The following is a 25,636-nucleotide window of genomic DNA, read 5'->3' on the forward strand; positions in this document are numbered from 1 at the left end:
AACCCGATAGTGCCCCCCCAGCAGACGGGAATTCAGCTTGCCTGCTCCAGCAAGCTGGCCATGGCGGCGGTAAATCGCGGGTCTGACAGCAGGCCGACATTGAAACGCGACCACGGGACGCTGTGCTCGGGATCGACGTGGAAGATGCTGCCCGGCGCCAGCACCACATGATGCGCCATGAGGCCCCGGGCCAGTTGCCTGGCATCGGCAAAGCCGGGAAATCTCGCCCACAGGTACATGGATTGCTGGGGCGCACAGAACAGTTGCGCCCCAAGCTGCTGCAACTGATGGCCGGCCGCTTCGGTGGCCTGCGCCAGACGGTCGCGCAGGCGCGCGGTGTGGCGGCTGAAGTGGCCATCGGACAGGATCACGTCCAGCGTGCGCTCGCAGTATTCGGAACTGCTCATGTGCACCAGCATCTTGATATCGGCCAGGTCGCTGGCCAGATCCCGATGGCAGGCAATGAAGCCCACCCGCAGCGCCGCCGAGACCGACTTGGAAAAGCTGCCGATATAGAGCGTTCGGCGCAACTGGTCCAGCGTGGCCACGCGCGGTGCGGTGGCCGGCTTGAAGTCCGCGAAGGCATCGTTCTCCACGATCAGGGCATCGTAGCGGTCGGCCAGTTGCAGGATCTTGTGGGCCTTGTGGGGCGAGGTGTCCGAGGCCGTGGGATTGTGCCCCAGCGACTGGGTGAAGAACAGCAAGGGCTTGCCCGCCACCTGCAGTTCACGCTCCAGGGCCTCAATGTCCGGCCCGTCCGGGTGGCGCGGGATGCCGATGATGCGGGCACCGGAAAGCTTGAGCTTGCCGTACAACATGTAGTAGCCCGGTTCATCGACCAGCACCCGGTCCCCCGGGCCAATGAAGTTGCGGATCACGATGTCGAGTGCCTGGTTGGCACCGTGGGTCAGCACGATCTGGCTGGTCGCGGCCTCGATCCCATGCTGCGCGAGCTTGTGCACCAGGTGCTGGCGCAGCGGCAGGTAGCCGAAGCGGCTGCCGTAGCCGAACAGCGCGCCCATGCCGGTGCGCACTACCTTCTGATGGAACTTGTCCAGCCGCACGTCATGCAGCCATTCCACCGGCGGAAAGCCATCGCCCAGGCGCAGATGACCGGGGTCGTGCTTCAACTGCTCACGCATGAGCCAGACCACGTCCATGGCACGGCTGAGACTGCCCTCCTCCTCTTCCTTGGGACGCGGCGGCGTGGCGCACACGAAGAAGCCCGAGCCGCGCCGGGGCTCGACCACGCCCTGCGCCGTCAACTCCTCGAAGACATTGACGATGGTGTTCTTGGCGCAGTCATGCTGCGCCGACAGCGCGCGGATCGACGGCAGACGGCTGCCGGGCGCATAGGCGCCCTCGGCGATCTGGCGGCGGATCAGTTCCACCAGTGTCCGGGTCAGGGTGAGGGTCTGGGCTGGGGCCATGGGTGATCGAATCTTGCTGCAATGCAAAGGGATTGTCCTGGGTACAGTTGCATCACTGTTGGCGCCAACTGTACCCATGCGCAATGGTACACCCTTGTTATTCTGCCAGCGCTGGAGAGGGCCGCTGCAAGCGCTGCCCTTTCACAAGCCTTCATATCACGACCAAAAGAGAGACAAGCGCATGCACAGTGACACCCACTCCGCCAGCGATTCGCGACTGCCCGGATTCCGCACCCTGACCCCGCCCCAACGCCTGGCCGAAATCGCCCGACTGGCCGGACTGGGAGAAGGCGAGCAAGCCTTGCTGGGCCAACCTGGCGGCCTGCCGCTGGGCACGGCCGATGGCATGATCGAGAACGTGGTCGGCACCTTCCAGCTGCCGCTGGGCGTGGCGGGCTACTTCCAGCTCAACGGCCGCGACGTGCTGGTGCCGATGGCCGTCGAGGAACCCTCGGTGGTGGCCGCTGCCTCCTTCATGGCCAAGCTGGTGCGCGCCTGCGGCGGCTTCCAGACCTCCAGCAGTACACCCCTCATGCGCGCCCAGATCCAGCTGCTCGGCGTGACCGATCCGCATGGAGCGCGGCTGGCCATCCTCAAGGACCGCCAGGCCATCATCGACATCGCCAACAGCCGTGACAAGGTGCTCAACGACCTCGGCGGCGGGTGCCGGGACATTGAAGTCCACGTCTTCCCGGACACCCGGCGTGGCGCCATGGTGGTGACCCACCTGATCGTGGACGTGCGCGACGCCATGGGCGCCAATACCGTCAACACCATGGCCGAGGCGGTGGCCGGGCATATCGAGGAGATCACCGGCGGCAAGGTGCGGCTGCGCATCCTCTCCAACCTGGCCGACCTGCGCCTGGCGCGAGCCAGGGTGAAGGTTTCTGCAGAGGTCCTCGCCACCAGCGCTTACAGCGGCGAGGAAGTCATCGATGGCATCGTCGATGCGTATGAATTTGCTGCCGTCGACCCCTACCGCGCGGCCACCCACAACAAGGGCATCATGAACGGCATCGATCCGGTCATCGTCGCCACCGGCAATGACTGGCGCGCGGTGGAAGCCGGCGCCCACGCCTACGCCTGCCGTCATGGCCGCTACACTTCGCTGACGCACTGGGAAATTGCTGCCGATGGCGACCTGGTCGGCACCCTGGAGATTCCCATGCCGGTCGGTTTGGTAGGGGGCGCCACCAAGACCCATCCGGCGGCGCGCGCCGCGCTCAAGATCCTGGGCGTGCAATCCGCACAGGAACTGGCCGAGGTCGCGGTGGCCGTGGGCCTGGCGCAGAACATGGCGGCCCTGCGCGCACTGGCGACCGAAGGTATCCAGCGCGGCCACATGGCGCTGCATGCGCGCAACATCGCGCTGGCCGCCGGCGCCGAAGCGCACGAGATGGACTGGCTGGTCCAGCAAATGGTGGCGCGCCACGATGTGCGCGTGGATTACGCCAAATCGCTGCTGGCCGAGCGCCGCGGCTGAAGCAATGACACAGCTCAAGCAACTCAAGCAACTCAAGCAACTCAAGCAGCGACAAGCGCATGACCCCGAGCCGCCCAGCGGCCAATCAAGACGAGGAGACAAACGCATGATCCCATCGAGCAAGCTGCGCAAGCTGGCAGCCGCCTGTGCCATCGCAGGCATGTTTTCGGGCCCGGCCTGGGCCCAGGTATCCGATGACGTGGTACGCATCGGTTTCATCACCGACATGTCCGGCCCCTATGCCGACACCGACGGCCTGGGCGGACTGGAAGCGATCCGCATGGCGGTGGCCGACCATGGTGGCAAGGTGCTGGGCAAGCCCATCGAGATCCTCTCGGCGGACCACCAGAACAAGGCCGACATCGCCGCCACCCGCGCCCGCGAATGGGCCGACGAACGCGGCCTGGACATGCTCATCGGCGGCGTCAATTCGGCCACGGCCTTGTCGATGAACAAGGTGATGGCCGAGAAGAAGCGCGTCTACATCAACATCGGAGCCGGCACCGCGCGCCTGACCAACGAGGAATGCACCCCCTACACCGTGCACTACGAATATGACACCGTGGCCCTGGCCAAGGGCACGGCCAGCGCGGTGATCAAGCAGGGCGGGAAGTCCTGGTTCTTCCTGGTGGCGGACTATGCCTTCGGCCATTCGCTGGCCAATGACACCAGCGCGGTGGTCAAGGCCAGCGGCGGGACGGTGGTCGGTTCGATCAAGCATCCGCCGCAGTCCTCGGACCTGTCGTCCTTCCTGCTGCAGGCGCAGGCCTCCAAGGCACAGATTCTGGGTCTGGCCAATGCGGGGGAGGACACCGTCAATTCCATCAAGGCCGCCAAGGAATTCGGCGTGACCAAGACCATGAAGCTGGTGGGTCTGCTCATGGTCATCAACGACATCCACGCCCTGGGACTGGCCAATGCCGAGGGTCTGATGATGACCGACAGCTGGTACTGGGACAAGGACGAACCTTCGCGCAAGTTTGCCGAGCGTTTCTTCCAGAAGATGAAGAAAATGCCCAGTACCCACCAGGCGGCGGCCTATTCGGCCACCATGACCTATCTGAAGGCGGTGGAGGCGGTCGGCACCGATGATTCCACCAAGGTGATGGCGCAATTGAAGAGGGCCCGCATCGATGATTTCTACAACAAGGGCTACATCCGCGCCGATGGACGCAACATCCACGACATGTACCTGTACCAGGTGAAGTCACCGGCCGAGTCCAAGAAGCCCTGGGATTACCTGAAATTGCTGGAAACCATCCCAGGTGAACAAGCCTTCACCAGCGTGGCGGATTCCAAGTGCAGTCTGCTCAAGCAATGATGGCAAGGTGAAGTTTCAGAGCAAAACCTGCGGGCCCTGGCCGGCCGGCAGGTTCAGCAGTTGGAGGGCGGGACCTGCGGGGCGGGTCTCGCCCTTCATGCTTGATCTGCCGGGTGGACGACCTGGCGCTTCCTTGACGATCCGTGCGCTCTTTACATCAACGACTTGCCTTGACCGGGTCTTGCACCTACTCTTGCAAGCGCCCTGCTCGTCTGGCGCATCGATCCGGATGCCTCAACGGTGACAGGGCACACAATATTGCACACGGTCATCCGTCAGCGCAGACACAGCGCCCGGCCATCGGTACATCGCTACCCGTGCGGCGATGAACCCGCTGACCAGCCGGTCAGACCCCTACGCCAAGGAGCCCCTTTGAGTCAGTCCCCTCCCCGCCCACCCGCCAGCACCGCCGCCCCGGCGGGTTTCACACGCTACCAGAAGACCGTGGTCGGGCTGCTGGCCTTTCTGCAATTTGCGGTCATTCTCGATTTCATGCTGATGTCACCGCTGGGTGCGGTGATCATGCCGGCCATGCAGATCACGCCGCAACAGTTCGGGCTGGTGGTCTCCGCCTACGCCTTCAGCGCCGGCGCCTCCGGCCTGCTCACGGCCGGCTTTGCCGATCGCTTTGATCGCAAGCGGCTGCTGCTGTTCTTCTATGGCGGTTTCGTGCTGGGTACGGTCTGGTGCGGCCTGGCGCAGAGTTTCGAAAGCCTGCTGCTCGCGCGCATCGTCACGGGCCTGTTCGGCGGCGTGATCGGCTCCATCACGCTGGCCATTGCCACCGACCTGTTTGCACCGCAGCTGCGCGGGCGCGTCATGGGGGTCATCCAGACTTCCTTTGCGGCCAGCCAGGTGCTGGGCATTCCGATCGGGCTCTATCTGTCCAATCGCTGGAACTGGCATGTGCCGTTCCTGGCCATGGCTGCTCTGGGCGCCGTGGGCGGCATCGTGGTCAGCATCAAGATGCAGCCGGTGGATGGCCACCTCAAACTCAAGCAGGAGCACACGGCCTGGATGCACCTGTATCACACCCTCACCGAGCCCCGCTACCTGTTCGCCTTTGCCACCACTGCCCTGCTGATGACGGGCGGCTTCATGCTCATGCCCTTCAGCAGCGCCTATCTGGTCGGCAACCTGGGCATCGATCTGCACCACCTGCCCACGGTCTACCTGGTGACCGGACTGTGCACCATCGCCTTCGGTCCGCTCATCGGTCGGGCCGCCGACAAGGTGGGCAAGTTCCGGGTCTTCGTCTTCGGTGCCGTACTGTCCATCGTCATGGTGCTGATCTACACGCACCTGGGGCCGGTCACGGTTCCCATGATCGTGCTGGTCAATGCGGTCTTGTTCCTGGGGATCTTTTCACGCATGATCCCGTTCCAGGCGCTGGTCGCCTCGGTGCCGGTGCCGCAGCAGCGCGGCTCCTTCAACGCCATCAGCGCATCGATCCAGCAACTCTCGGGCGGGGTGGCCTCGGTCGTGGCGGGCCATATCGTCACACTCGGCCCGCAGGGCCAGTTGCAGCATTTTGATGTGGTGGGCTATGTCATCGTGGGAACCACGCTGCTGGCGTCAGCCCTGGTGTGGCGCCTGAACCGCGAGGTGCAGGCAGGTACTGTCAACGTGGCGGCCAGCGCGCCTGCCACGGGACGCTGAACGCGCTCAGGCCGCGCTGCGGCCGGCATAGCTGGCCAGGATGCGGATGATCTCGCGCCCCTGGACATCGATACGGCAATAATTATCGACCAGTTGCCGGACGTCGTTATCGCTCTCCCGGGGCAGTACCTCGGGTTCGTTGCCGGTAAGCAGCCAGTTGATGTCGACCGCAAATTCGCGATAGAGCTGCAGCAACAGTTCTCCCCCGGGCATGGCCTTGCCGGCTTCCAGCCAGCTGATGTGACCGGTGGACGTATTGAGGCGCTGCCCCAGCTCACGCTGGCTCAGGCCATGTGCGAGCCGGATTTCCTTGATCCGCCCACCGATTTCTTCACTGTACATATGCTCTCCTCTGTACGGGCGAGCCCGTTTGCGCCGCCCGTATCCCCGTACGCAGGGCAGTTGCCCGCAGCGGCAAGCAGCCGCTGCGGGCCCACCTGGCCCTTGGTCTTCAACCGCTCCTGCTCACCAGGAAATTGGCCACTGCCATCACCAGGGATTTGCCACGCTCCGAGGCGCGGACATAATCCCCGATCAACACCTTCACGTGGAAGCCATGACGGGGTGGCATCTCCTTCTCCAGCCCGGTCAGCAGCCAGTTGATGTTGACGTCGAACTCCCGGTGCAGCGAGCGCAAAAAGCGTCCGCCCGGCATGCTGTGCCCCAGTTCAACGCAGCTGATGTAGGCACCCGAAGTCCCCAGGCGGCTGGCGAAGTCGCGCTGGTTCAGGCCACTCAACATGCGCGTGGACTTGAGACGCTCACCGATGGCCTGCTTGCAGCACCGCATGGCATCCACCACGGGCGCTGCAGCGGGCGCTTCGGTCAGCGTCGACAGATCAGCAGGTTCATCCATCCTCAGCCTCCCAATGGAAATGCCGCACCGTGATCCCACTGCGGCAGCGGCCTGTCGTGCGCATGAGCCACATACAGATGCGCAGCGACACCGGAACCGGACTGGTTCAGGAAGTCGAACTGTTCACTCTGCATGAAGATCTGCTGAAGAGTCAGTACGCCATCACTGAACTCCAGGCGCCGGTTCGGGTTGACCAGCGCATCCAGCGCACCTTCCCGCAACAGGATCTGGCCGCCGCTGCGCAGCACCAGCAGGAGATCGATGCCCAGGCTGCGCACATCGCTGATGGTTTCGATGGAAATCTTGCGCAGGGCGGTGCCGGCCTGGGTCACATCCAGCGTATAGGTGGTCTTGCCGACCAGGGCGTCCTCGATGGAACTTGCGGCATCAGACATCGGGCCTCCTCACTCGGTCTTCTGGATGCGGATTTCCAGCCCTTCCGTGCCACTCTGGCGCGCCGCAGGTACGGGTTCGATGCGCTGGCGGATACGGGCCGCCGGCACACCGATGGACAGCAGGTGGTTGCGCACCGCCACCACGCGATAGAAGGCCATGCGGTTGGACTCCGACAAGCCCTCCACGGCCGCCGAGGAAATGGTGAAGTTCTGTTCCACGCCGGGGTTCCATTCGAAGTGCTTGACGAAGGTCTCGTTCATGCGCCTGGCTTCGTCCGGATTCAGGTCCACGGTGCCTGGACGGAAGCGCACGATCAGCACGCTGGGCCGCAAGGCAAACTGCTCCACGCCGGTGGGTAACGCTCCGGCCGTGCCGCTGGCGTTGAGTACGCGTTCGGAGGCTCCTTCCTTGGCCAGATCGGCTTCAGGCGTGGACTTCATGTTGTTGCCGCGTTCCTTCTGGTTGGGCTTCTCGACCTTGGCCAGGCCCGATGCCTTGAAACGCTGGTCGCTCTCGCGCAGCTTTTCCTTCAGCTCGGCCACGTCGGCCTTGTAGCGGACCTCGTTGTTGTTGAGCGTCTGGCGCATCTGCTCAATCTGGGCATGCAGCTCCTCGGCACTGGGGGTGACCGGCGTGAGCGCGTTGGGCCCCGGCAAGGCCTGGGGGAAAGGCTTGCCCGGCATTTCGATCTCGGTAGCCTTGCTGTCCTTGGCTTCGTCGCGCGCGCGCATGGAAAAATACATCACGGCCATGGCCAGGATGGCGATCAGAAGCAACAGGTACATGACCATGTTGACCATGGAATCGACGTAGCCTGGCCAGAAATTCTGCTCATCGGAATCTGCGGATTGCGCTGCCATTTTTTTCTCCTTCATCTGGTTTGAAAAACGCTGGACACGGCCTGCGGCCGGTCCGTCTGTGGGGCGCAGGCATCGGCCCCTCAAGGAGCCGATGCGCGTGCGTGTCAACGATCTCGGTCTAGGTCAGGGCCATCACACACCGAAGATCGTATGGGTATTACTTGGGTTGTAGGCCACGTTCTGCAGGTACAAGGTGTAACTGGTCGTCCCCGCCCCGGCTCCGTCCAGGTCCACCACCAGCTTGGTGGAACTGGTGCTGTAGGCGGAGGCCTTGACGAAGGTATCGAGCTTGTCCTTGGTGACGGACTGTCCGAATACCGTCACCTTGTCCTGTCCCAAGGTGAAGTCGGAAACCGTGGCCACCAGCCTGGAGGAGTCGCTGATGCCGAATCCGCCCAGTATCAACGTGTCCTTGCCCTGGCCGGTCTGCACCACGGTATTGATGCCACCGGAGGTGACGGACAAGGGAATCTGATCATCGCCGGCACCTCCGCTCAAACTGTCCAGCCTCTGCGGCACCCAGTACCAGCCCAGCGTCTGGTTCTGGAGAACGGTGGTCTGGCCATTGTTGACACCGTTACTGATATTGGTGGCCGTGATGGTCAGGTCGTGGTACATGCCCGGCGCCAGGATGTTGGCCGGCGTGGTCAGCGAAAAGTCGCCCGCCATCACCTCGCTGAACGCGATCACCTTGCCGCCCATGCTCACCGAGATCAGGTAGCTGTCGCCGGAAGGCGTATACATCGGTAAGGGCGCTATAGAAGCCACTCACGGCTTTGAGCAAGAGCTGTCTGCCATCGGGAGACGCGAACGTGAAGTTTTCGCCCTTCACGTAGTCGCCGCCCTGGTGTGCCATGCTAAACGTCGTATCCAAGCCAAAACCGCTCGGGAACGAGAACACGCTGTTGTAGTGCTTGTCGGTCGTGTTCGCATCATTGGTAATAGGGACTCCACCCCATTCTGCGAAGATGCCCTTGAGCGAGGAAACGAAGGTGGCCGCCGTCATCCCGGCCGGCAACAGGCTGGTGATATCCGCGCTCTCGCCGGAGTGCAGGTTGTGCTTGTTGGTGTCGCCCATGATGTCCGGAATGCTCAGCATCTTGTAGCTGATCTGCTTGTTGTTCACCAGCGTTCCGGTGATGCTGGCCGGTGCCGTCATGTCCACCGACAGTGTCACGCCAGTGTTGCTGCTGTTGCCCGCCACATCGGTGAGCGTGATGGTGGCACTACGGTCACCTGCGCTCGGCGTGGCATTCTGGTACTGGATGGCCTTCAGGATGGCGCGCGTATCCAGTCCGCTCATGGGTACACCGGGGCTCTTGCTGATGGTCAGCACCTGGGTGCTGCCGTCGTAGCCATAGCTCAAGCCGCTGACGCCGCCGATGCTCTTGCCGCTCACCGTAGCCAGGCTGGCATTGAGCGCCAGCGGCACATCCAGGACCAGCTTGTCCTTCTGCAGGTCCAGTTGCGGGCCATCCAGCCGGATGCGGATGCTGCTGATGTCATTGGTCGGCCAGACCGCAATGTCGTGCGCGAACAGTCCTTCTGTCGATGACCACACCGTGACGCCGCGCGGCGGTCGTCACGGCCCATGCAAGGGAAGATGCCAGCTCGCTCATGGGGAGACCCCCGGCAGAGCGGCAATGCGGCCAGCTTGCGACTGGGCGTGAGCGTTGCCCGTTGCGGCGCAGGCTGGATGCGGCAATCTGGGACAGGAATGGATGTGCTTTCTCATGGCGATTCGTTTGGTTTGGTATCAGCGGCGACGATCGGCCTTCCTTCACGGGAAGGACTGTCGAAGACGCCTCGTTTCAGGACGGACTCGGCTTGATCGACAGTGAGAGCGAAAAGCAGGAGGAAACCCCTCAGACGATGCGTCGCGTAATGCCAGAAAAAACCCGGATGACGTCATCGATGGTGTTTCGCCACGCTAGCGGAAGGGGGCGAAACCGAGGGAGATCACGTCCGGAATCAGGCGCTGCGGCAGATCGTCAATGAGGCTAATGATCTTTGAAAATATAGAAATTTTTAATTGTCCTTTAGTTCATCCGGGACATATTTTCCATTCTCAAAAAACTAAGTAAATGACGAATATTGTCTAATCGACTTGATGTCTCTCTATGAGAGATGTGGAGAGAAGAAAGTGTGCAAGTGAAGAGAAAGCCTGCCTGATCTTGCGCGACAATCAAAGCAATACGCTATGTCGCCTGAAAGCCTCTTCACAAAGGGCCTACAAAAAGAGAACTCCCCTCGAATCATCTGCAACCCGAGGGGAGCTTGATGCCATTCGCCACCGAATAATCCGACAAAAGTCAGCGTTGGTGACAGCGTCTCCGCTAGACCATGAACAGCGACGCGTAGGTGACTTTATCTAACATTTTCTTCCAGAATAATTGTCCTATGGTGCAGGCGATATGAAGTTTTAAAAAGGAAAGGAAAACTTCGGCGATTGGGACAGCACATGTCTGAAAAAAACGTCGCAGAAGAGCGTAAAAAAGCCAGTGCGGAGTCAGCCAAAGCAACGCCTGCGAAGACCGCCGTCAGCTCAGGGGAATCAAGGATGGCGCCACCCCTGCTGCCGTTTCCACGCGCCCCCCATCGACGGCGGGAGCACACTGCGAGGTGGAGGCAGGCTGGGCGGGCAACAACGCCAATGCACTCTGCGACATGCTGCAATAGCGGGAAAATTCACCGGCCAGCATGGGTCGCGCGTAATACCAGCCCTGCGCATAGTGGACCCCGGCCTGATCCAGATAGCTCGCCTGTGCCGCCGTTTCCACGCCCTCGGCCACGATGGCCAGCCGGAGCTTGTGGGCCAGGTCGATGATGCAGCCCAGTACCGGATGCGGCGGGGTATCGCTGCCGATACCGGTGACGAAGCTGCGATCCAGCTTGAGGACATCACAGGGCAGTTCGTGCAGATAGCGCAGGCAGGAATAACCGGTGCCGAAATCGTCCAGCGCGATGACATGCCCCCTGCAACGCGCCTCGGACAAGGTCATGCGGCTGGCCCGGGTTTCCATGCTGCTGCCCTCGGTAATCTCCAGCCAGAGCTGGGCGGGCGCCACGCCGGTGGCGGCCAGACCAGCATCAAGCACCTTCAGTATCCTGCCGCTGTTGACGTCCTGGGCCGGGATGTTGATGGCCAGATGCAGCTGCGGATGGGCGCGCAGCGTCGGGGCCATGTCGTTGAGGGACTGTGCCAGCACCAGATCGGTGATGGCATCGAAGTAACCGTGCCGTTGCGCCGCCGGCAGGAAGTGATCGGGAGCGAGCAGCGCGCCATTCTCGCGCTGCCAGCGCACCAGGACTTCGGCGCCGGCGCAGCGACCGTCGGCCAGCACCACGATGGGCTGATAGACGACGATGAATTCCTCGCGCTGGATGGCGCGCCTGAACTGCGCTTTGGTGATCATGATCCTCCCGGCTGCAGACGCGCTGCGGTATCTCTTCAGGTCACCGCCGGCGCGCAGGATGATGTTCAGCGCACCTGGTCCAGTCCATACGCCCACAATTGCAGCTTGCGGCCGTTGGCAATGATCATGGCCGTGACGTCGGCCTTTTGCAGGTCGGTTTGTACCACCTCACGCGCGGCATTCATCACGTCCAGCCAGGAGCGTCGGCCGGAGAGATACTGGCGAGTGTAGGAGGCCAGCACCTCCTCGGACGACAACGCCACGTCCTCCAGGTTGCGCGAGCGCGCCTCGGCCTGCTGATATTCGGTATAGGTGGCGGCGATCTGCGAAATCAGTTCCAGCCGGGCGGCATCCACCGCCAGCACGGCCGACTCGTAGCGTCCCTGTGCAGCCGCCACTTCGGAGCCCAGCGACAGGCCGGCGCCCAGCTGCATCTGCATGCCGATGAAGGCGCGGTTGGCATCGGGGGTGTGGGCGACGCTGAAGTTGCCGCGCTGGTGTTCCAGGCGGGCGTAGACTTCAGGCCAGTAGGAAGCACTACGGATCCGGATGGCCGATTCCTGCACCTTGGCATCGGCACGCAGCCGCTTGAGCAGCGGACTGCTCTGGAGCATGCTCTCGGTGAGCACAGGCAACTCCTCGCTGATGGACAGCTTCACCACATCGGCGCGCAGCTCCTCGTCGCGCAAGGGCAGGCCGACCAGTTGCTCCAGTTGCAGCCGGGCCGACTGGCGGCTGGCCTTGGCGCCCAGCAGGTCGGTCAGCGCCTGGTCGCGGCGGCCCCGCACCAGGGTCACGTCCACGCGCGCGGCAGCGCCTTCCTTCTCGCGGCGCTGGCTTTGTGCGAGGAAGTCCTCCAGCGCCTTCAGGTTCTTCTGGTTGGCCTCGGCCGCCAGGTCCGACCGCACCCACAGGCTGTATTGCGAAATGACCTGTTCGGCCAGGCGGAAGCGCTGCTCACGCAGGGCTTCCTCGGCCGAGGTGCGGTTGTGACCGGCCTGCTCCAGCTGTGCCGTCAGGCGGCCACCGGACCACAGCGTCTGTTGCAGGCGCAGGATGACGACGGTGTCGTCACCACCGTAGGACACGTCCCGCTTGCTGGTCGCGCCAGCGCGTTCGACCGACATCGAGGGCGTGGGGAAGAATTGCCATCTGGCCGAGGAGATGCTCTCGCCGGCGGCGTCGACGGCGCGCTGGCGGGCCACAGCAGCGGGATTGTTGAAGGCGGCCTGCTGCACCAGCTCACCCAGGGTGACGGCCCCGGCAGGCAGGCTCAGCACCGCCAGCGAGGCCGCCAGTGCGGCCGTGAAGCGGCGGGTGCCGCGCTGCATGACCGAGGTCCGGAAAGACTGCGGGCCGCGCGCGCGGCCAGGGGAAAGAGTGTCGTTCATCTGCGCTCATGTTGGGTTGCTCTCGTCCGCTGCGGACCCTCGCGGAAATCCGACCGACACGGCAGCCGCACGGGCGGGAAACGAGAATAGGCTTTGGATGATCGCGGAAACGACAGGAGCGACTAATTGTCCCTTGGTGCAGAATGCTTCATATCGCCTCGAAAAACTTCGAGGAATGGAATGAAGATCAAGATGCGCGCCGCACGGACGCGGCCCGGCGCGATTGCCAGGTCCGGTGCAGCGGCGTGATGCCGCTGTCTTTCGGGCGGATTCAGGAGGAGAACGAGGCGACTGCCAGGGCTGCGCGCAGCAGGGTCATCACTTCGTCCCAATCTCCTGCACGCTGCTGGCGGAACAGCCGGGCGGTGGGATACCAGGGCGAGTCATGGCGTTGCAGGAACCAGCGCCAGTCCGCGGCATACGGCAGCGCGATCCAGACCGGCAAGCCCAGTGCACCGGCCAGGTGGGCGGCGGCCGTATCGACGCTGATGACCAGATCCATGCAGGAGAGTGCCGCCGCCGTATCGGCGAAGTCACGGATGCCCTCCCCTACGGCATGCCATTGCGGCCCGGCCTGCTGCAGCCATTGCGCATCCTCGGGGCGCAGGTCGGGCTGGATCACGAACAAGGACACCCTCTCGCGCGCCTTCTCCAGCGCGGCAAAGCGGGCCAGCGCGATGGACCGGCGGGCATCATTGAGGTTGCCCGGATTGCCGGAGCAGACGATGCCCACGCGCACCTGGCCCGGCACACGCGGGGCCAGGCCGTCCAGATGCCGTTCCCACTGCGCTTTCAGGGCGATATGAACATTCAGGTAGGGTACCGGTGCCGGGATATTGTCCATCGTCGTATTGCACACCAGCGGCAGGCTCATCAGCGGCAGCTGGTAGTCCACCGGGGGCAGGGCGCTGCCGGAGGCGACCAGTTCAATGCGCGCGCCCAGGGGCAGCTGCTGCATCAGGGTGAACAAACTTTCCGGAATCTCCAACACCACCTCGGCCCCGGCCTCGACCATCTGCTGCACATAGCGGCTGAACTGGATGGTATCGCCCTGCCCCTGCTCGGCCCACAGCAGGATGCGCTTGCCGGCCAGCGAACTGCCGCCGTTCCAGGGCGGGATGGCGGCGTGGCGGTAAGGATCGGCGCCGCGCCCTTCCCAGCGCCATTCGTAGAGCGGCCAGGCTTCTTGCAGCCGCCCCAGCACCAGCAGCGACAGCGCCAGGTTGACGTGGGCATCGGCGTCGGCAGCATTCATGCGCAGGGCGCGACAAAAGCTGTCGATGGCTTCCTCGTGCTCGCGCAGGCGCGCCAGCGTGGTGCCACGGCTGACGTGGGCATCCACCAGATCGGGGTCGAGGATCAGGGCCTGGTCGTAGTAACGCAGGGCTTCCTGGTACTCCCCCGAGGCATGTTCGATCAACCCCGCATCCAGCCAGTATTGCGCCCGCTGATCGAAGCGCAGCAGTACCTGGCGCAGACATTGGCGGGCGGCTTCCCACTGGCGCAAGCGCTCGTGCAGGCGGGCCTTGCGGTGCCAGGTATCGGGCACATCGGGATTGCGCTGCAGCGCCTCTTCCAGCAAGGCCAGGGCCTGGAGATCGTTCTTGCCGGAGGGCGACATGCCCAGCAAGGCGGCGGAAGCGGCAACGAAGAACTCGGGGCGTTCATGCCCGGCTTCGATCAGGTCGCGATAGAGCAGGAAGGCATCTTCATGACGTCCCTGCTCGTAGAAGGCACGGCCCAGGCGATAGCGCAGGGCAAGGGCCTGCTCGCTGTCGGGGTCCACCAGCGGCAGGGCCTGCTGCCAGGCCAGGGCGGCTTCCTCGAAGCGCCCCTGGGCGGCCACGACACTGCCCAGCAGTTGCAGCGCATCGGCGTGCCGGGGATGGCTCTCCAGCAGGGAGAACAGCAGGCGCTCGGCAGCGGGATAGTCGTCCTGGTGGAAATGGTCGAGGGCGAGGCGCAGGGTATCGGTGGCGTTCATGGCGGGCGGGATGAGACAGAGCCGCGTATTGTCTCATCCCTGCCCGGCCACCGGGTCAGTGCTTGAACACCAGCACCGGATCGGCGCGATAGAGGGCCGGATACATCTTCTGCAGATTGTTGATCTTGGGCAGATCGTTGTAGGCGATGTAGGGCTGGTCGGGATACAGGGTGGCGTAGTCCTGGTGGTAATCCTCGGCGCGATAGAAGCCTTGCAGCGGTGCCACCTGGGTCACGATGGGGGCGCTGAAGACCTTGGCGGCGTTGATCTGGGCAATGTAGGCCTGGGTTGCCTGGGCCTGATCGTTGCTGGAGGTGAAAATGGCCGAGCGGTATTGCGTACCATGATCCGGTCCCTGGCGATTGAGCTGGGTCGGGTCATGCGCCACGGAAAAATAGATCTGCAGGATCTGGCCGTAGGAAATCTTGCGCGGATCATAGGTCACCTGTACCGCTTCGGCATGACCGGTGGTCCCCGAACTGACCATGGGATAGGTGGCCGAATCCGCCTTGCCACCGGCATAGCCGGAGACCGCCTGCAATACTCCCCGGGTATGCTGGAACACCCCCTGCACACCCCAGAAACAGCCACCGGCCAGCACCACGGTGGCGCTGCTGGCGGTGGACGGCAGCACGGCCTTGCCGCTGGGTGCGGGAACGGCCACGGCCGCTTCGGCGGCCAAGGTGGAAGCACAGGCCAGCGCCAGGCAAAGGCTGGCAGCTGAGGCCAGGACGGCAGGTTTGAACAGAGACATGGCAGGACTCCCAGAAGACAATCCGGAAAATCGGATCAAACGATCAGTTCAGATAAGGGAAACAGGAAGATTTCAGCGTCGCACGGGCTGTCCCGGCGCGCTCGATACCCGGTTCAGCCGCCACAGCAGGCGCAGTGCGAGCATCACCCCGACCAGCACCGCAAACAACAGCGGCTGGGCGATCAGGTTCTTGCCGGCCTTGTCCCACCAGTAATGCAGCACGCCCAGCGGCACGATCAGGTAGATCAGACGATGCAGGACCTGCCAGCGTTTGCCACCCAGGCGCCGCACCATGCCGTTGGTACTGGTGATGGCCAGCGGGATGGACAGCAGCAATGCCATTACACCGACGGTGATGAAGGGGCGTTTGACGATGTCCTTCCAGATCTCGCCCAGGTCGAAGAAGTGATCGAACCAGACGAAGGTCGTGAAGTGCAGGCACAGATACAGAAACGCCATCAGCCCCAGCATGCGCCGCATGCGCACCAGCCAGTTCAAGCCGGTGATCTTGCGCAGGGGCGTGACGGCCAGGGTGATGCAGAACAGGTACAGGGTCCAGTCCCCGGTGCTGTGAGTGATGAATTCCAGCGGGTTGGCACCCAGCCCGCCGCTCAAGCCCAGCGCGACCAGCCGCCCCAGCGGGACGAAGGCCAGTGCCAGGAACAACCACCACAGTAGCGTGACGGTGCGGGGCTTCAAGGTGCGCAAGGCGGCGGGGGCAAGCTGCATGGACGGTCCCGGCTTCAGAAGAACTTGCGCAGGTCCATGCCGGTGTACAGGCTGGCTACGTCGTTGTATCCGTTGAACATCAGCGTCTTGCGCTTGGGTGCGAAGAAGCCGTCCTCACCGATGCGGCGCTCGGTGGCCTGCGACCAGCGCGGGTGGTCGACGTTGGGGTTGACGTTGGAATAGAAACCGTATTCCTGCGGTGCGTAGAGGTTCCAGGCGGTCTTGGGCTCGTCCTTGACGAAACGGATCTTGACGATGGACTTGGCCGACTTGAAACCGTATTTCCAGGGCACGATGATGCGCACCGGTGCCCCGTTCTGATTGGGCAGCACTTCGCCGTACATGCCCAGGGTCAGCAGGGTCAACGGGTGATTGGCCTCGTCCATGCGCAAACCTTCACGATACGGCCAGTTCAGGATGGGCGTGGACAGGCCGGGCATCTGCTTCTTGTCGGCCAGGGTGACGAATTCGACGTACTTGGCATTGCCGGTCGGCTCGGCCTTCTTGATCAGGGCCGAGAGCGAATAGCCGATCCAGGGAATCACCATCGACCAGCCTTCCACGCAACGCATGCGATAGATGCGCTCTTCCAGCGGCGCCAGCTTGGTGAGGGCGTCCAGATCCAGCGTCATGGGCTTCTTGACCTCGCCTTCGATGTCGACGGTCCAGGGGCTGGTCTTGAGGGTGCCGGCATTCTTGGCCGGATCGGCCTTGTCGGTGCCGAATTCGTAGTAATTGTTGTAGCTGGTGGCGTCCTTGTAGGCGGTCTGCTTGTCCATGACCGCATAGGCGTTGTTGAGATGGGCCGGCAGTTTCCGGCCCTGCTGCGCGAACGCCTGCGGCAGCGCGCCCATGCCGCCGGCCAGTGCGGCACCGGCCGCCGCGCGCGCCATGAAGCTGCGGCGCGACAGGTAGAGATCACGCGGGGTGATCTCGGAGGCGGTCGGGATGTCAATCTGGTCGGGACGGATCTTGATCAGCATGGTGCACTCCGAAAAAAAAGAGATGAATGCAAAGCGGCGACAAGGTCTGGACCTTGCCGGGGAAAGTCATGGTAAAACCCCGGCGGTGACGCGCGGGTGTCGATTTGATGACAATTTTGTCATGAAGAAAAATCCCTCCATTGCTAGAATCGAGTGCATTTTCCAGCCATTCTCCCCGATCCCGGCCGCCTTTGCAGCGGCCTTTCCCCTGACTTTCACGGTTTCCCCACAGCATGGCCATCCTGGTAATCGAAGACGACCCCAAGACCGGTGACTATCTGCGCAAAGGCTTGCGCGAATCCGGCTATGCCGTCGACCTGGCCCGCACCGGCAGCGACGGCCTGCACATGGCGCTGGAGCAGGACTACGACCTGGTGGTGCTGGACGTGATGCTGCCGGGCCTGGATGGCTGGCAGGTCATGAGCGCGCTGCGCAGCAAGCGCGATCTGCCGGTGCTGTTCCTGACGGCCAAGGACCAGGTGGAAGACCGTATCCGCGGTCTGCAACTGGGCGCCGACGACTATCTGGTCAAGCCCTTTTCCTTCACCGAGCTGGTCCTGCGCATCCGCACCCTGCTGCGCCGCGGCGTCACGCGTGAAGCCGAGGTCTACGAGATCGCCGACCTGCAACTGGACCACGTGCGCCACAAGGTCACGCGCCAGGGTGTCAACATCGCGCTGACCAACAAGGAGTTCATGCTGCTGCACCTGCTCATCAAGCGCCAGGGTGAAGCCCTGTCCCGCACCGTGATCGCCTCGCAGATCTGGGATATGAACTTTGACAGCGACACCAACGTGGTCGATGTCGCCATCAAGCGCCTGCGCGCCAAGATCGATGCCCCCTTCGAGAAGAAACTGATCCACACCGTGCGCAGCGTCGGCTACATGTTCTCGGAAACGCCGTGAGCGCCGCGCTTGCCCCCGTGCGCGGCTGGACCCTGACCGCCCGGGTCACTGCCCTGTTCGCCCTGATGACCGCGCTGGTGGTGACCGGCCTGGGCGTCTACCTGGACCGCGCCGCCGGCGAGGCGCTCTCGCAGCGTGCCGACCAGGCGCTGATCGGGCGGGTGGAGCACTTCCGCAACCTGATGCACGATCTGTACAACGTCGAGCAGATGGAGCAGCGCCCCGCCCTTTTCGAAAGCATGATGGGCAACGAGCAGGATGTGCGCATCTTCCGTCGCCAGGGAGGCGCGCCCTTCATCCAGAGCAATCCCGACCATCTGGTGCCGCCGCCGATGACGCCGCTGCCGGTGGGCAGCCCGGTCAGCTCGGCCAGCCTGCAGACCAGCTATCGGACCGATGGCGTGCGGGTGCGCTGGGTATCGGCCCTGGCCGATGTCGGCCAGGGCGGTCAGGGCGGCAACCGCGTGGAGATCGTCGCGGCCTATGTCATGGTGCAGGAAAGCCGCATGATGCACAGCTACCGCTGGCGTATCGCCGGGGCCGCCGGGGCGGCGATCCTGCTGACCTCGCTGTTGGGATTCGTGCTGTTGCGGCGCGGACTGCAACCGCTGGAGGCCATGAGCCAGCGCGCCGCCCAGATCACGCCGGACCATCTGTCGACCCGCCTGGAGCAGCACGGCATGCCGGCCGAACTGCGGCGCGTGGCGCTGTCCTTCAATGCCATGCTGGATCGCCTGGAAGCCGGCTATGACCACCTGGCACAGTTCTCCGGCGACCTGGCCCACGAGATCCGCACCCCCATCAACGTGCTGATGGGCCAGAGCCAGGTGGCGCTGGGTCAGCGCCGCAGCCTGGACGAATATGAACAGTTGCTCGAATCGAATGTGGAAGAATTGCAGCGGCTCGCGCGCATCGTCGAGAACATCCTGTTCCTGGCCCAGGCCGACCATGCCACGCTGGCAGTGGAGTGCAGCGCACTGGACCTGCATGAAGAACTGGGCAAGGTGACCGATTACTTCGAGGGCATCGCCGACGAACGCGGCCTGCGTTTCGAACTGCAGGCGCAAGGCATCTGCCATGCCAATCGCGACATGTGGCGCCGTGCGGTCAACAACCTGGTCATCAACGCGGTGCGCTACGGCCAGGCCGACAGCGTCATCCGCATCCAGGCCGCAGCGGACGCCAGCGGCAGCCGCATCCTGGTGGACAACCGCTGCGAGGGGGTCACGCCCCAGGCGATGGCACGCATGTTCGACCGTTTCTATCGCGGCGACCGCTCGCGCAGCGCCTTCACCGAATCCAATGGCCTGGGACTGGCCATCGTCAAGGCTATCCTGGCCCTGCATCGTGGCACGGCGGCGGTGGAGTGTCCGCAGCCGGGCTGGATACGCTTCAGCCTGTTCTTCCCTGCGGCGGCAGCGCAGTCGGGGCCGCTTCCGGCGCCGCACTGACGGTCTTCTGCGCGGCCTGGGCTGCCAGTTCGGCCTCGCGGGCTTCGGCAGCACGGCGCGCCTTCTGCGCCGCCGACGCGCGGGTGAAGATGATCTTCAGGGCGGCCATCACCGGCACCGAGAGGAAGATGCCGGCCACTCCGCCCAGCTGGTCTCCGGCCAAGAGGCCCAGAATCACCATCAGCGGGCTGACCTCCACGCCTTCGCTCATCAGATAGGGATTGAGCACGTAATCCTGAAACACCCGATAGGCGACGATGAAGCCGACCAGCCACAGCAGGTGGTCATAGCCACTGAAACCGGCCACCACCAGCGCCGCCGCACTGGCCGCCAGCGGGCCGGCAAAGGGAATGAACTCCAGCACCGCCGCCAGCCCCGCCAGCAGCATGGCGTAGGGGACGCCCATGAGGGAGAAGGCGATACTGTAGGCCACGAAGGTGGCAATGGCCAGCAAGAGCAGCGCCCGTACGTAGCGCGAGAGCAGCACGTCCAGATCCTTGATGATGCCATCCCACAGCTTGCGGTTGGAACGATTCATCCAGGACAGAATTTCATCACGCATGGCCGGTGCCTCCTTGATCAGCAGGAAGCTGATGACCGGCACCAGCACCAGGTAGATCAGGTTGCTGGCCGCGTGCATCACGCCCACGCCGAACTGCTTGGCCAAGGGCATGGCCTGGTCGGTGCCATTGGCGAGCTGGTCGCGAACGAAACCGAGGATGCGCGCGCGCAGCGGTTCGGCAAATCCCGGCAGCGGGATGTGCGAGACGGCATCGCTGGAGCGCAGCAGCGCCGGCAGCTGTTCTGACAGCCGCAAGGCCTCTTCCTGGATACGCACCCCGAAAATGCTCACGACCGCTGCCACCATACCGATGGCCAGCACGAACACCACTGCGATGGAAACCGCACGCGGCACCCGGGCCGGGCGTACCCGCTCGATCTGCTCCACCAGCGGATAGACCAGATAACTGAAGAAGACGGCAAACACCAGCACCAGCACGGTGGCCGAAATGGTATAGGTGACGTAGAGCAACAAGGCCACCAGGAAGACGGTCCAGACGATCCTGGCGACGCGAAAATCGAAACCCAGCATAAACATTCATCCTTGGAAAATCAGACGCGCCTCACCTGCGTCACGGAGCACCCCGCCCCCGCTACGGCTGAGCTGCGATTGCACCTTATTTGATCCGCATCATGTTTCCTATCAGTCAAATCCTTCAGGCTGTGTAGGAAAGCGTGAAAATACCTTCATGCAGCGCGACAAGATGCTGAACTCAGGGCTGCGTCCTTGCGGAACCGGGAAGTCCGCAAGACGCGATGTCGTCACGAAGAGACATTCATACGTCTCCTCCGCCCTGTCAGCCGCCTGAGCCTGCCGCCGACCTGCGCCCGCGAATGCACACGGGGCGCGTGTCATTCTCATCAGTGATATCTGTTATCAGGAAATACACGAGAACATGACATTGCGACGGGTCAAGCAATTGCTTTAAATTTCAGTAATTACTGAAATTTCGAAAGTTTTTAACATGGAAAAACAGGTACTCAGTCCTCTCATGCAGCGCTTCATCAGCCACTTCGGCGAGATGGGCAGCCGCTGGGGCATCAATCGTACGGTGGGCCAGATCTATGCCCTGCTGTATATCTGCGGCTGCCCGCTCAATGCCGACGAGATTGCCGAATACCTCAGTTTTTCGCGCTCCAACGTGAGCATGGGCCTGAAGGAACTGCAGTCCTGGCGGCTGGTGAAATTGCTGCACAAGCCGAATGATCGTCGTGAATATTTCGAACCGCCCGGCGACATCTGGGAAATCTTCAAGGTCCTGCTGGAGGAACGTCGCCGCCGCGAGATCGAACCGACCCTCTCGATGCTGCGCGATGCCCTGCTGGAAGCGCCCGGCAGCAAGGATGACAAGGAAGTGCAAAAGCGCATGCGCCAGATGTATGAACTGATCGAGCTCTCCAGTTCCTGGTTCGACGATGTGCAGCGCCTCTCGCCGGAGACCCTGGTGTCATTGATGAAGATGGGTTCCAAGGTCAAGAAACTGCTGGACGTGCGCGACAAGTTCCGCCTCGGCAGCAGCAACGACAAGGAGTAATTCAGATGCAGCTCACGCAATCCCGCAAACGACCGTGGCGCTGGCCACGCCTGACCCAGCTGCCGCTGGGGGTGGAGATCACCCTGCTGCTGGTGGTCAAGATCGCCCTCATCACGGTGCTGGCCAGGACCTTCTTCGCCCATCCCGAGGCCAAGCACATGCAGATGCCTGTGCAGCGGGTGGAGCAGCGCATGCTGTCCTTCACCGCGCCGCCGGCAAGCACCGAACAAATTCAAGACCTGTCCGCCAAACAACAAACGGAGTAACACAACATGGTTCCCATCGATGAAGTCGTCTCGCTATCGCGGCTGCAGTTTGCCGTCACGGCGCTCTATCACTTCCTGTTCGTCCCCCTGACCCTGGGCCTGTCCTGGATCCTGGTCATCATGGAGTCGGTCTATGTCATGACCGGCAACCAGATCTACAAGGACATGACCCGCTTCTGGGGCAAGCTCTTCGGCATCAACTTCGCCATGGGCGTGGCCACCGGCATCACCCTGGAATTCCAGTTCGGCACCAACTGGTCCTACTATTCGCACTACGTGGGTGACATCTTCGGCACCCCGCTGGCCATCGAGGGCTTGATGGCCTTCTTCATGGAATCGACCTTCGTCGGCCTGTTCTTCTTCGGCTGGGACAAGCTCTCCCGCAAGCAGCATTTGATCGTCACCGTGCTGGTGGCGCTGGGCTCGAACCTGTCGGCGCTGTGGATCCTCATCGCCAACGGCTGGATGAACAATCCGGTGGGCGCCGAATTCAACTTCGAGACCATGCGCATGGAACTGGTCAGCATGACCGACGTGATCTTCAACCCGGTGGCCCAGGTCAAGTTCGTGCATACCGTGGCAGCGGGCTATGTCACGGCCTCCATGTTCGTGCTGGGGGTCTCCGCCTGGTATCTGCTCAAGGCGCGTGATACCGCCTTCGCGCTGCGTTCCTTCGCCGTGGCTGCCGGTTTCGGCCTGGCCGCCACGCTCTCGGTGATCGTCCTGGGGGATGAATCGGGCTATACCGCCGGTGAAGTCAACAAGGTCAAGCTGGCCGCCATCGAAGCCGAGTGGGACACCCACCCCGCCCCGGCCGGCCTGACCCTGTTCGGCCTGCCCAACGACAAGGAAGAGCGCACCGATTACGCCATCAAGATTCCCTACGTACTGGGCTTGATCGGGACACGCTCGGTCGATACCCAGGTGCTGGGCATCAAGGACCTCAAGAAGGAACATGAAGTCCGCATCCGCAACGGCATGCTGGCCTATGCGGCGTTGACCCGCCTGAAGTCCGGCGACAAGTCGCCCGAAGCCCGCGCCGAATTCGACAAGCTCAAGAAGGACCTGGGCTACGGCCTGCTGTTGAAGAAGTACACCAACAACGTGGTCGATGCCACGCCCGAGCAGATCGCCATGGCGGTGAACGACACCATTCCCAAGGTGGCGCCGATGTTCTGGGCGTTCCGCGGCATGGTGGGGCTGGGCTTCCTGTTCCTGTTCATCTTCTCGGCCTCGTTCTGGTTCCTGGCCAAGAAGCAGCTGGCCCCGCAACGCTGGCTGCTGCGCCTGGCCGTGGTCGCCATTCCGCTGCCGTGGATCGCCGCCGAACTGGGCTGGATCGTGGCCGAATATGGCCGCCAGCCCTGGACCATTGCCGGCATCCTGCCCACGCACCTGTCGGCCTCTTCGCTGCAACCGGGCAGCCTCTACTTCAGCCTGGCTGGCTTCATCCTGTTCTATACCTTCCTGCTGGTGGTGGAGATGATCCTGATGGTGAAGTACGCCCGTCTCGGCCCCAGCAGCCTGCATACCGGCCAGTATCACTGGGAAACCAAGGGCAAGGAACACGGCCCCGACGATGTCCTGCCGCCGCCCCTGAACCCGTCGGCCAACGCCGGCAGCCAATCCTGATGCCACCAGAAGAAATGAGGAAAGCAGAATGATCTTCGATTACGAAACACTCAAACTGATCTGGTGGGCCTTCGTGGGCGTGCTCATCATCGGCTTCGCGCTCACCGACGGCTTCGACTTCGGCGTGGGCATGATGCTGCCCTTCGCCGGCAAGAACGATACCGAGCGGCGCATCCTGATCAACGCCATCGGCCCCACCTGGGAAGGCAACCAGACCTGGTTCATCACCGCCGGCGGCGCCACCTTCGCAGCCTGGCCGCTGGTCTATGCGACCGCCTTCTCGGGCTTCTACATCGCCCTGATGGTGCTGCTGTTCTCGCTGTTCTTCCGTCCGGTGGGCTTCGACTACCGCAGCAAGGTGGCCGATCCGCGCTGGCGCAATGCCTGGGACTGGGGGCTGTTCATCGGCGGTTTCGTGCCGCCCCTGATCTGCGGTGTGGCCTTCGGCAACCTGCTGCTGGGTGTGCCCTTCCACTATGACGACACCATGCGCGTGGAATACACCGGCAGTTTCTTTGCCCTGTTGAATCCCTTCGGTCTGCTGGCCGGTCTGCTGTCGGTGGCCATGCTGCTGATGCACGGTGCGGCGTTTGCCTTCGTCAAGACCGAGGCCGCCGTGGGCGAGCGTTCGCGCAAGACCGTCATCGGTGCGGCGCTGGTGACGGTGCTGCTGTTCGTGGCCGGTGGCTTCTGGGTGGCCCAGATGCCGGGCTACCGCATCACCGCCATGCCCGACGCCAACAGCGCCTTCACGCCCCTGGCCAAGACCGTGGAAGTGGTCGCCGGTGCCTGGTTCGACAACTACGCCAAGTGGCCCGTGACCAAGCTGTTCCCGGCACTCGGTGTGGCCGGTGCCGTGCTGGCCGCGCTGCTGGCGCTGGTGCGCAGTGCGCGCCTGGCCTTCATCGCCAGCGGCCTGTCGGTGACCGGCATCATCCTCACGGCCGGCATGTCGCTGTTCCCCTTCGTGATGCCCTCCTCGCTGGATGCAAAGAGCAGCCTGACGATGTGGGATGCCGTCTCCAGCCACAAGACTCTGGGCCTGATGTTCTGGATGGTGCTGATCTTCCTGCCGCTCATCATCGTCTATACCGGCTGGGTCTATCGCGTGGTCAAGGGCAAGGTCACCGCCCGCGACATCCACGAGAACGAACACACGGCGTATTGATTACGCGCAATCGCAAACTGCAACGAGGAGAACATCATGTGGTATTTCGCCTGGATACTCGGCATCGGCCTGGCACTGGCCTTCGGCATCATCAACGTCATGTGGCTGGAAGCCAACTATGCCTTCGGCCGTCGCAAGGCCGAGGAAACCCACGAACGCTTCGCCAGCGCCCGTGCGGCGGAAAAGCAGCGGCGCAACGGCAGGTAAGTTCGCGTGATCGTGTAATCCCGCGAGCAAGGCCGGCAGCGTCGCTGCCGGCTTTTTTTCAACTTGCCTGGAGATCATCATGCCCGCCGCCCCTGCCCCGCACGCCGAAGAAGTCGCCCCCGCAGCCCGTCACTGGGCCCTGTTGCCGGGCGCAGGTTTCGCCGACAGCTACCGCATCCGCCTCACGCCGCAACTGGCGCAATTGAACAGCACCGAGATCGCCGAACGCATGATGGCCTCGCAGCCGGCCTGGATCAGCGCCTTGATGCAGTTGCGCGATCGCCTGGTGGCGCCGCTGGGTCTCAAGCGCGCCGGCGACCATGGCGCGCCGGCGGGCTTTCCGCTGCTGCTGGCCGAACCGGCGCGCGTGGTCATGGGGCTCGATGACAGCCATCTGGATTTCCGTCTGTGCGTGGAAAAATTTCCCGATACGGCGGCGCAAGCGGCAGACGATCAGTGGCTCATCGTGACCACCGTCGTACGCACCAAGCGCTGGCTGGGCAAGCTCCACCTGGCCGCGATCATGCCCTTTCATCGCTGCATCGCGCGTACCTTGCTGCAAGGCTTGCTGCGCCACGAACATCGGGCCTGCTGAAACACCTTCCAACGCAACAACGCCGCGGCGACCTCAGGGACGCAGCGGCGTTTT

Annotated in this window: 26 protein-coding genes; 11 read left to right on the forward strand and 15 right to left on the reverse strand. The window is 63.2% G+C overall.

What is annotated here, in order from left to right; translation table 11 throughout:
* Positions 1-32: 32 nt before the first annotated feature.
* On the reverse strand, positions 33-1,430 hold the full coding sequence (locus tag GWL_RS11460) for a PLP-dependent aminotransferase family protein (protein ID WP_008330100.1): 1,398 nt from the start codon (positions 1,428-1,430) through the stop codon (positions 33-35).
* A gap of 181 nt (positions 1,431-1,611) precedes the next feature.
* On the opposite strand from GWL_RS11460, the gene GWL_RS11465 reads away from it, so the two are divergent.
* The 3 genes from GWL_RS11465 to GWL_RS11475 all read left to right on the forward strand — a co-directional run bounded on the left by GWL_RS11465 (position 1,612) and on the right by GWL_RS11475 (position 5,893).
* Entirely contained in the window at positions 1,612-2,913 is a 1,302-nt protein-coding gene (locus GWL_RS11465) for a hydroxymethylglutaryl-CoA reductase, degradative (RefSeq protein ID WP_008330101.1), read from the forward strand.
* 106 nt (positions 2,914-3,019) lie between these two features.
* Complete coding sequence (locus GWL_RS11470) at positions 3,020-4,234, forward strand: ABC transporter substrate-binding protein (protein ID WP_034350464.1); 1,215 nt, start codon at positions 3,020-3,022, stop codon at positions 4,232-4,234.
* A 372-nt stretch (positions 4,235-4,606) separates the two neighbouring features.
* Positions 4,607-5,893, forward strand: coding sequence for an MFS transporter (locus tag GWL_RS11475; RefSeq protein WP_008330122.1), 1,287 nt, complete (start codon positions 4,607-4,609; stop codon positions 5,891-5,893).
* Positions 5,894-5,899: 6 nt separating this feature from the next.
* Here GWL_RS11475 and GWL_RS11480 read toward each other — a convergent pair whose 3' ends face one another.
* The 13 genes from GWL_RS11480 to GWL_RS23645 form a co-directional block, all read right to left on the reverse strand.
* Positions 5,900-6,235 (reverse strand): helix-turn-helix domain-containing protein, encoded by a 336-nt coding sequence (locus GWL_RS11480; RefSeq protein WP_008330124.1) that lies wholly within the window; start codon positions 6,233-6,235, stop codon positions 5,900-5,902.
* Positions 6,236-6,344: 109 nt separating this feature from the next.
* On the reverse strand, positions 6,345-6,749 hold the full coding sequence (locus tag GWL_RS11485) for a helix-turn-helix domain-containing protein (protein ID WP_008330126.1): 405 nt from the start codon (positions 6,747-6,749) through the stop codon (positions 6,345-6,347).
* Between the two features lie 2 nt (positions 6,750-6,751).
* Positions 6,752-7,144: a hypothetical protein gene (locus GWL_RS11490; RefSeq protein WP_008330140.1), complete on the reverse strand. Its 393-nt coding sequence runs from the start codon at positions 7,142-7,144 to the stop codon at positions 6,752-6,754.
* A 9-nt stretch (positions 7,145-7,153) separates the two neighbouring features.
* Positions 7,154-8,005, reverse strand: a complete 852-nt coding sequence (locus GWL_RS11495) for a hypothetical protein (RefSeq protein ID WP_008330141.1) — start codon at positions 8,003-8,005, stop codon at positions 7,154-7,156.
* 132 nt (positions 8,006-8,137) lie between these two features.
* Positions 8,138-8,623: a hypothetical protein gene (locus GWL_RS23640; protein WP_008330142.1), complete on the reverse strand. Its 486-nt coding sequence runs from the start codon at positions 8,621-8,623 to the stop codon at positions 8,138-8,140.
* Positions 8,583-9,566: a hypothetical protein gene (locus GWL_RS11505; protein ID WP_008330143.1), complete on the reverse strand. Its 984-nt coding sequence runs from the start codon at positions 9,564-9,566 to the stop codon at positions 8,583-8,585. The genes GWL_RS23640 and GWL_RS11505 overlap by 41 nt, the downstream gene beginning before the upstream one ends.
* Positions 9,567-10,545: 979 nt before the next feature.
* A complete protein-coding gene (locus GWL_RS11510) occupies positions 10,546-11,421 on the reverse strand; it encodes an EAL domain-containing protein (RefSeq protein WP_008330144.1) in 876 nt (291 codons plus the stop codon).
* 65 nt (positions 11,422-11,486) lie between these two features.
* A complete protein-coding gene (locus GWL_RS11515) occupies positions 11,487-12,812 on the reverse strand; it encodes a TolC family protein (protein ID WP_008330150.1) in 1,326 nt (441 codons plus the stop codon).
* A gap of 271 nt (positions 12,813-13,083) precedes the next feature.
* The gene (locus GWL_RS11520) at positions 13,084-14,796 is read right to left on the reverse strand and encodes a tetratricopeptide repeat protein (RefSeq protein ID WP_008330152.1); all 1,713 of its coding nucleotides are present in this window, start codon (positions 14,794-14,796) and stop codon (positions 13,084-13,086) included.
* 55 nt (positions 14,797-14,851) lie between these two features.
* Positions 14,852-15,550, reverse strand: a complete 699-nt coding sequence (gene msrA / locus GWL_RS11525) for a peptide-methionine (S)-S-oxide reductase MsrA (protein WP_008330153.1) — start codon at positions 15,548-15,550, stop codon at positions 14,852-14,854.
* Between the two features lie 72 nt (positions 15,551-15,622).
* A complete protein-coding gene (locus GWL_RS11530) occupies positions 15,623-16,279 on the reverse strand; it encodes a sulfite oxidase heme-binding subunit YedZ (protein ID WP_008330154.1) in 657 nt (218 codons plus the stop codon).
* 14 nt (positions 16,280-16,293) lie between these two features.
* Positions 16,294-17,262: a protein-methionine-sulfoxide reductase catalytic subunit MsrP gene (msrP, locus tag GWL_RS11535; RefSeq protein ID WP_008330155.1), complete on the reverse strand. Its 969-nt coding sequence runs from the start codon at positions 17,260-17,262 to the stop codon at positions 16,294-16,296.
* Positions 17,231-17,497, reverse strand: a complete 267-nt coding sequence (locus GWL_RS23645) for a hypothetical protein (RefSeq protein ID WP_192811566.1) — start codon at positions 17,495-17,497, stop codon at positions 17,231-17,233. Before GWL_RS23645 ends, msrP begins: the two co-directional genes overlap by 32 nt.
* Between GWL_RS23645 and GWL_RS11540 the strand changes: the two genes are divergently transcribed.
* Positions 17,496-18,167: a heavy metal response regulator transcription factor gene (locus GWL_RS11540; protein ID WP_008330156.1), complete on the forward strand. Its 672-nt coding sequence runs from the start codon at positions 17,496-17,498 to the stop codon at positions 18,165-18,167. The two genes, GWL_RS23645 and GWL_RS11540, sit on opposite strands and share 2 nt — an antisense overlap.
* Complete coding sequence (locus GWL_RS11545; RefSeq protein WP_008330157.1) at positions 18,164-19,618, forward strand: heavy metal sensor histidine kinase; 1,455 nt, start codon at positions 18,164-18,166, stop codon at positions 19,616-19,618. Before GWL_RS11540 ends, GWL_RS11545 begins: the two co-directional genes overlap by 4 nt.
* On the opposite strand, the gene GWL_RS11550 is transcribed toward GWL_RS11545, so the two are convergent.
* The gene (locus tag GWL_RS11550) at positions 19,560-20,711 is read right to left on the reverse strand and encodes an AI-2E family transporter (protein ID WP_034350467.1); all 1,152 of its coding nucleotides are present in this window, start codon (positions 20,709-20,711) and stop codon (positions 19,560-19,562) included. The genes GWL_RS11545 and GWL_RS11550 overlap by 59 nt on opposite strands.
* A 433-nt stretch (positions 20,712-21,144) precedes the next feature.
* Between GWL_RS11550 and GWL_RS11555 the strand changes: the two genes are divergently transcribed.
* The 6 genes from GWL_RS11555 to GWL_RS11580 all read left to right on the forward strand — a co-directional run bounded on the left by GWL_RS11555 (position 21,145) and on the right by GWL_RS11580 (position 25,582).
* On the forward strand, positions 21,145-21,714 hold the full coding sequence (locus GWL_RS11555; RefSeq protein ID WP_034350469.1) for a GbsR/MarR family transcriptional regulator: 570 nt from the start codon (positions 21,145-21,147) through the stop codon (positions 21,712-21,714).
* 5 nt (positions 21,715-21,719) lie between these two features.
* Positions 21,720-21,980, forward strand: a complete 261-nt coding sequence (gene cydP, locus GWL_RS11560) for a cytochrome oxidase putative small subunit CydP (protein WP_008330171.1) — start codon at positions 21,720-21,722, stop codon at positions 21,978-21,980.
* A gap of 6 nt (positions 21,981-21,986) precedes the next feature.
* Positions 21,987-23,612 carry a cytochrome ubiquinol oxidase subunit I gene (locus tag GWL_RS11565; protein WP_008330173.1) on the forward strand — a complete coding sequence of 542 codons (1,626 nt, stop codon included), beginning with the start codon at positions 21,987-21,989 and terminating at the stop codon, positions 23,610-23,612.
* 28 nt (positions 23,613-23,640) lie between these two features.
* Positions 23,641-24,780 carry a cytochrome d ubiquinol oxidase subunit II gene (gene cydB, locus GWL_RS11570; protein ID WP_008330176.1) on the forward strand — a complete coding sequence of 380 codons (1,140 nt, stop codon included), beginning with the start codon at positions 23,641-23,643 and terminating at the stop codon, positions 24,778-24,780.
* Positions 24,781-24,816: 36 nt separating this feature from the next.
* Entirely contained in the window at positions 24,817-24,987 is a 171-nt protein-coding gene (gene cydX / locus GWL_RS22995; RefSeq protein ID WP_008330178.1) for a cytochrome bd-I oxidase subunit CydX, read from the forward strand.
* Positions 24,988-25,066: 79 nt separating this feature from the next.
* Positions 25,067-25,582, forward strand: a complete 516-nt coding sequence (locus GWL_RS11580) for a DUF2867 domain-containing protein (RefSeq protein WP_008330179.1) — start codon at positions 25,067-25,069, stop codon at positions 25,580-25,582.
* Positions 25,583-25,636 lie beyond the last annotated feature (54 nt).

It is taken from the genome of Herbaspirillum sp. GW103, from assembly GCF_000261365.1.
Taxonomy (GTDB): domain Bacteria; phylum Pseudomonadota; class Gammaproteobacteria; order Burkholderiales; family Burkholderiaceae_D; genus Herbaspirillum.

What these genes read in the sequence shown, in the direction of transcription:
- GWL_RS11460 (WP_008330100.1), bottom strand. Translation starts at nt 1,430, where the DNA reads ATGGCCCCAGCCCAGACCCTCACCCTGACCCGGACACTGGTGGAACTG.
- GWL_RS11465 (WP_008330101.1), top strand. Translation starts at nt 1,612, where the DNA reads ATGCACAGTGACACCCACTCCGCCAGCGATTCGCGACTGCCCGGATTC.
- GWL_RS11470 (WP_034350464.1), top strand. Translation starts at nt 3,020, where the DNA reads ATGATCCCATCGAGCAAGCTGCGCAAGCTGGCAGCCGCCTGTGCCATC.
- GWL_RS11480 (WP_008330124.1), bottom strand. Translation starts at nt 6,235, where the DNA reads ATGTACAGTGAAGAAATCGGTGGGCGGATCAAGGAAATCCGGCTCGCA.
- GWL_RS11485 (WP_008330126.1), bottom strand. Translation starts at nt 6,749, where the DNA reads ATGGATGAACCTGCTGATCTGTCGACGCTGACCGAAGCGCCCGCTGCA.
- GWL_RS11490 (WP_008330140.1), bottom strand. Translation starts at nt 7,144, where the DNA reads ATGTCTGATGCCGCAAGTTCCATCGAGGACGCCCTGGTCGGCAAGACC.
- GWL_RS11495 (WP_008330141.1), bottom strand. Translation starts at nt 8,005, where the DNA reads ATGGCAGCGCAATCCGCAGATTCCGATGAGCAGAATTTCTGGCCAGGC.
- GWL_RS23640 (WP_008330142.1), bottom strand. Translation starts at nt 8,623, where the DNA reads ATGTACCACGACCTGACCATCACGGCCACCAATATCAGTAACGGTGTC.
- GWL_RS11510 (WP_008330144.1), bottom strand. Translation starts at nt 11,421, where the DNA reads ATGATCACCAAAGCGCAGTTCAGGCGCGCCATCCAGCGCGAGGAATTC.
- GWL_RS11515 (WP_008330150.1), bottom strand. Translation starts at nt 12,812, where the DNA reads ATGAACGACACTCTTTCCCCTGGCCGCGCGCGCGGCCCGCAGTCTTTC.
- GWL_RS11520 (WP_008330152.1), bottom strand. Translation starts at nt 14,796, where the DNA reads ATGAACGCCACCGATACCCTGCGCCTCGCCCTCGACCATTTCCACCAG.
- msrA (WP_008330153.1), bottom strand. Translation starts at nt 15,550, where the DNA reads ATGTCTCTGTTCAAACCTGCCGTCCTGGCCTCAGCTGCCAGCCTTTGC.
- GWL_RS11530 (WP_008330154.1), bottom strand. Translation starts at nt 16,279, where the DNA reads ATGCAGCTTGCCCCCGCCGCCTTGCGCACCTTGAAGCCCCGCACCGTC.
- msrP (WP_008330155.1), bottom strand. Translation starts at nt 17,262, where the DNA reads ATGCTGATCAAGATCCGTCCCGACCAGATTGACATCCCGACCGCCTCC.
- GWL_RS11540 (WP_008330156.1), top strand. Translation starts at nt 17,496, where the DNA reads ATGGCCATCCTGGTAATCGAAGACGACCCCAAGACCGGTGACTATCTG.
- GWL_RS23645 (WP_192811566.1), bottom strand. Translation starts at nt 17,497, where the DNA reads ATGCTGTGGGGAAACCGTGAAAGTCAGGGGAAAGGCCGCTGCAAAGGC.
- GWL_RS11550 (WP_034350467.1), bottom strand. Translation starts at nt 20,711, where the DNA reads ATGCTGGGTTTCGATTTTCGCGTCGCCAGGATCGTCTGGACCGTCTTC.
- GWL_RS11555 (WP_034350469.1), top strand. Translation starts at nt 21,145, where the DNA reads ATGGAAAAACAGGTACTCAGTCCTCTCATGCAGCGCTTCATCAGCCAC.
- cydP (WP_008330171.1), top strand. Translation starts at nt 21,720, where the DNA reads ATGCAGCTCACGCAATCCCGCAAACGACCGTGGCGCTGGCCACGCCTG.
- GWL_RS11565 (WP_008330173.1), top strand. Translation starts at nt 21,987, where the DNA reads ATGGTTCCCATCGATGAAGTCGTCTCGCTATCGCGGCTGCAGTTTGCC.
- cydB (WP_008330176.1), top strand. Translation starts at nt 23,641, where the DNA reads ATGATCTTCGATTACGAAACACTCAAACTGATCTGGTGGGCCTTCGTG.
- cydX (WP_008330178.1), top strand. Translation starts at nt 24,817, where the DNA reads ATGTGGTATTTCGCCTGGATACTCGGCATCGGCCTGGCACTGGCCTTC.
- GWL_RS11580 (WP_008330179.1), top strand. Translation starts at nt 25,067, where the DNA reads ATGCCCGCCGCCCCTGCCCCGCACGCCGAAGAAGTCGCCCCCGCAGCC.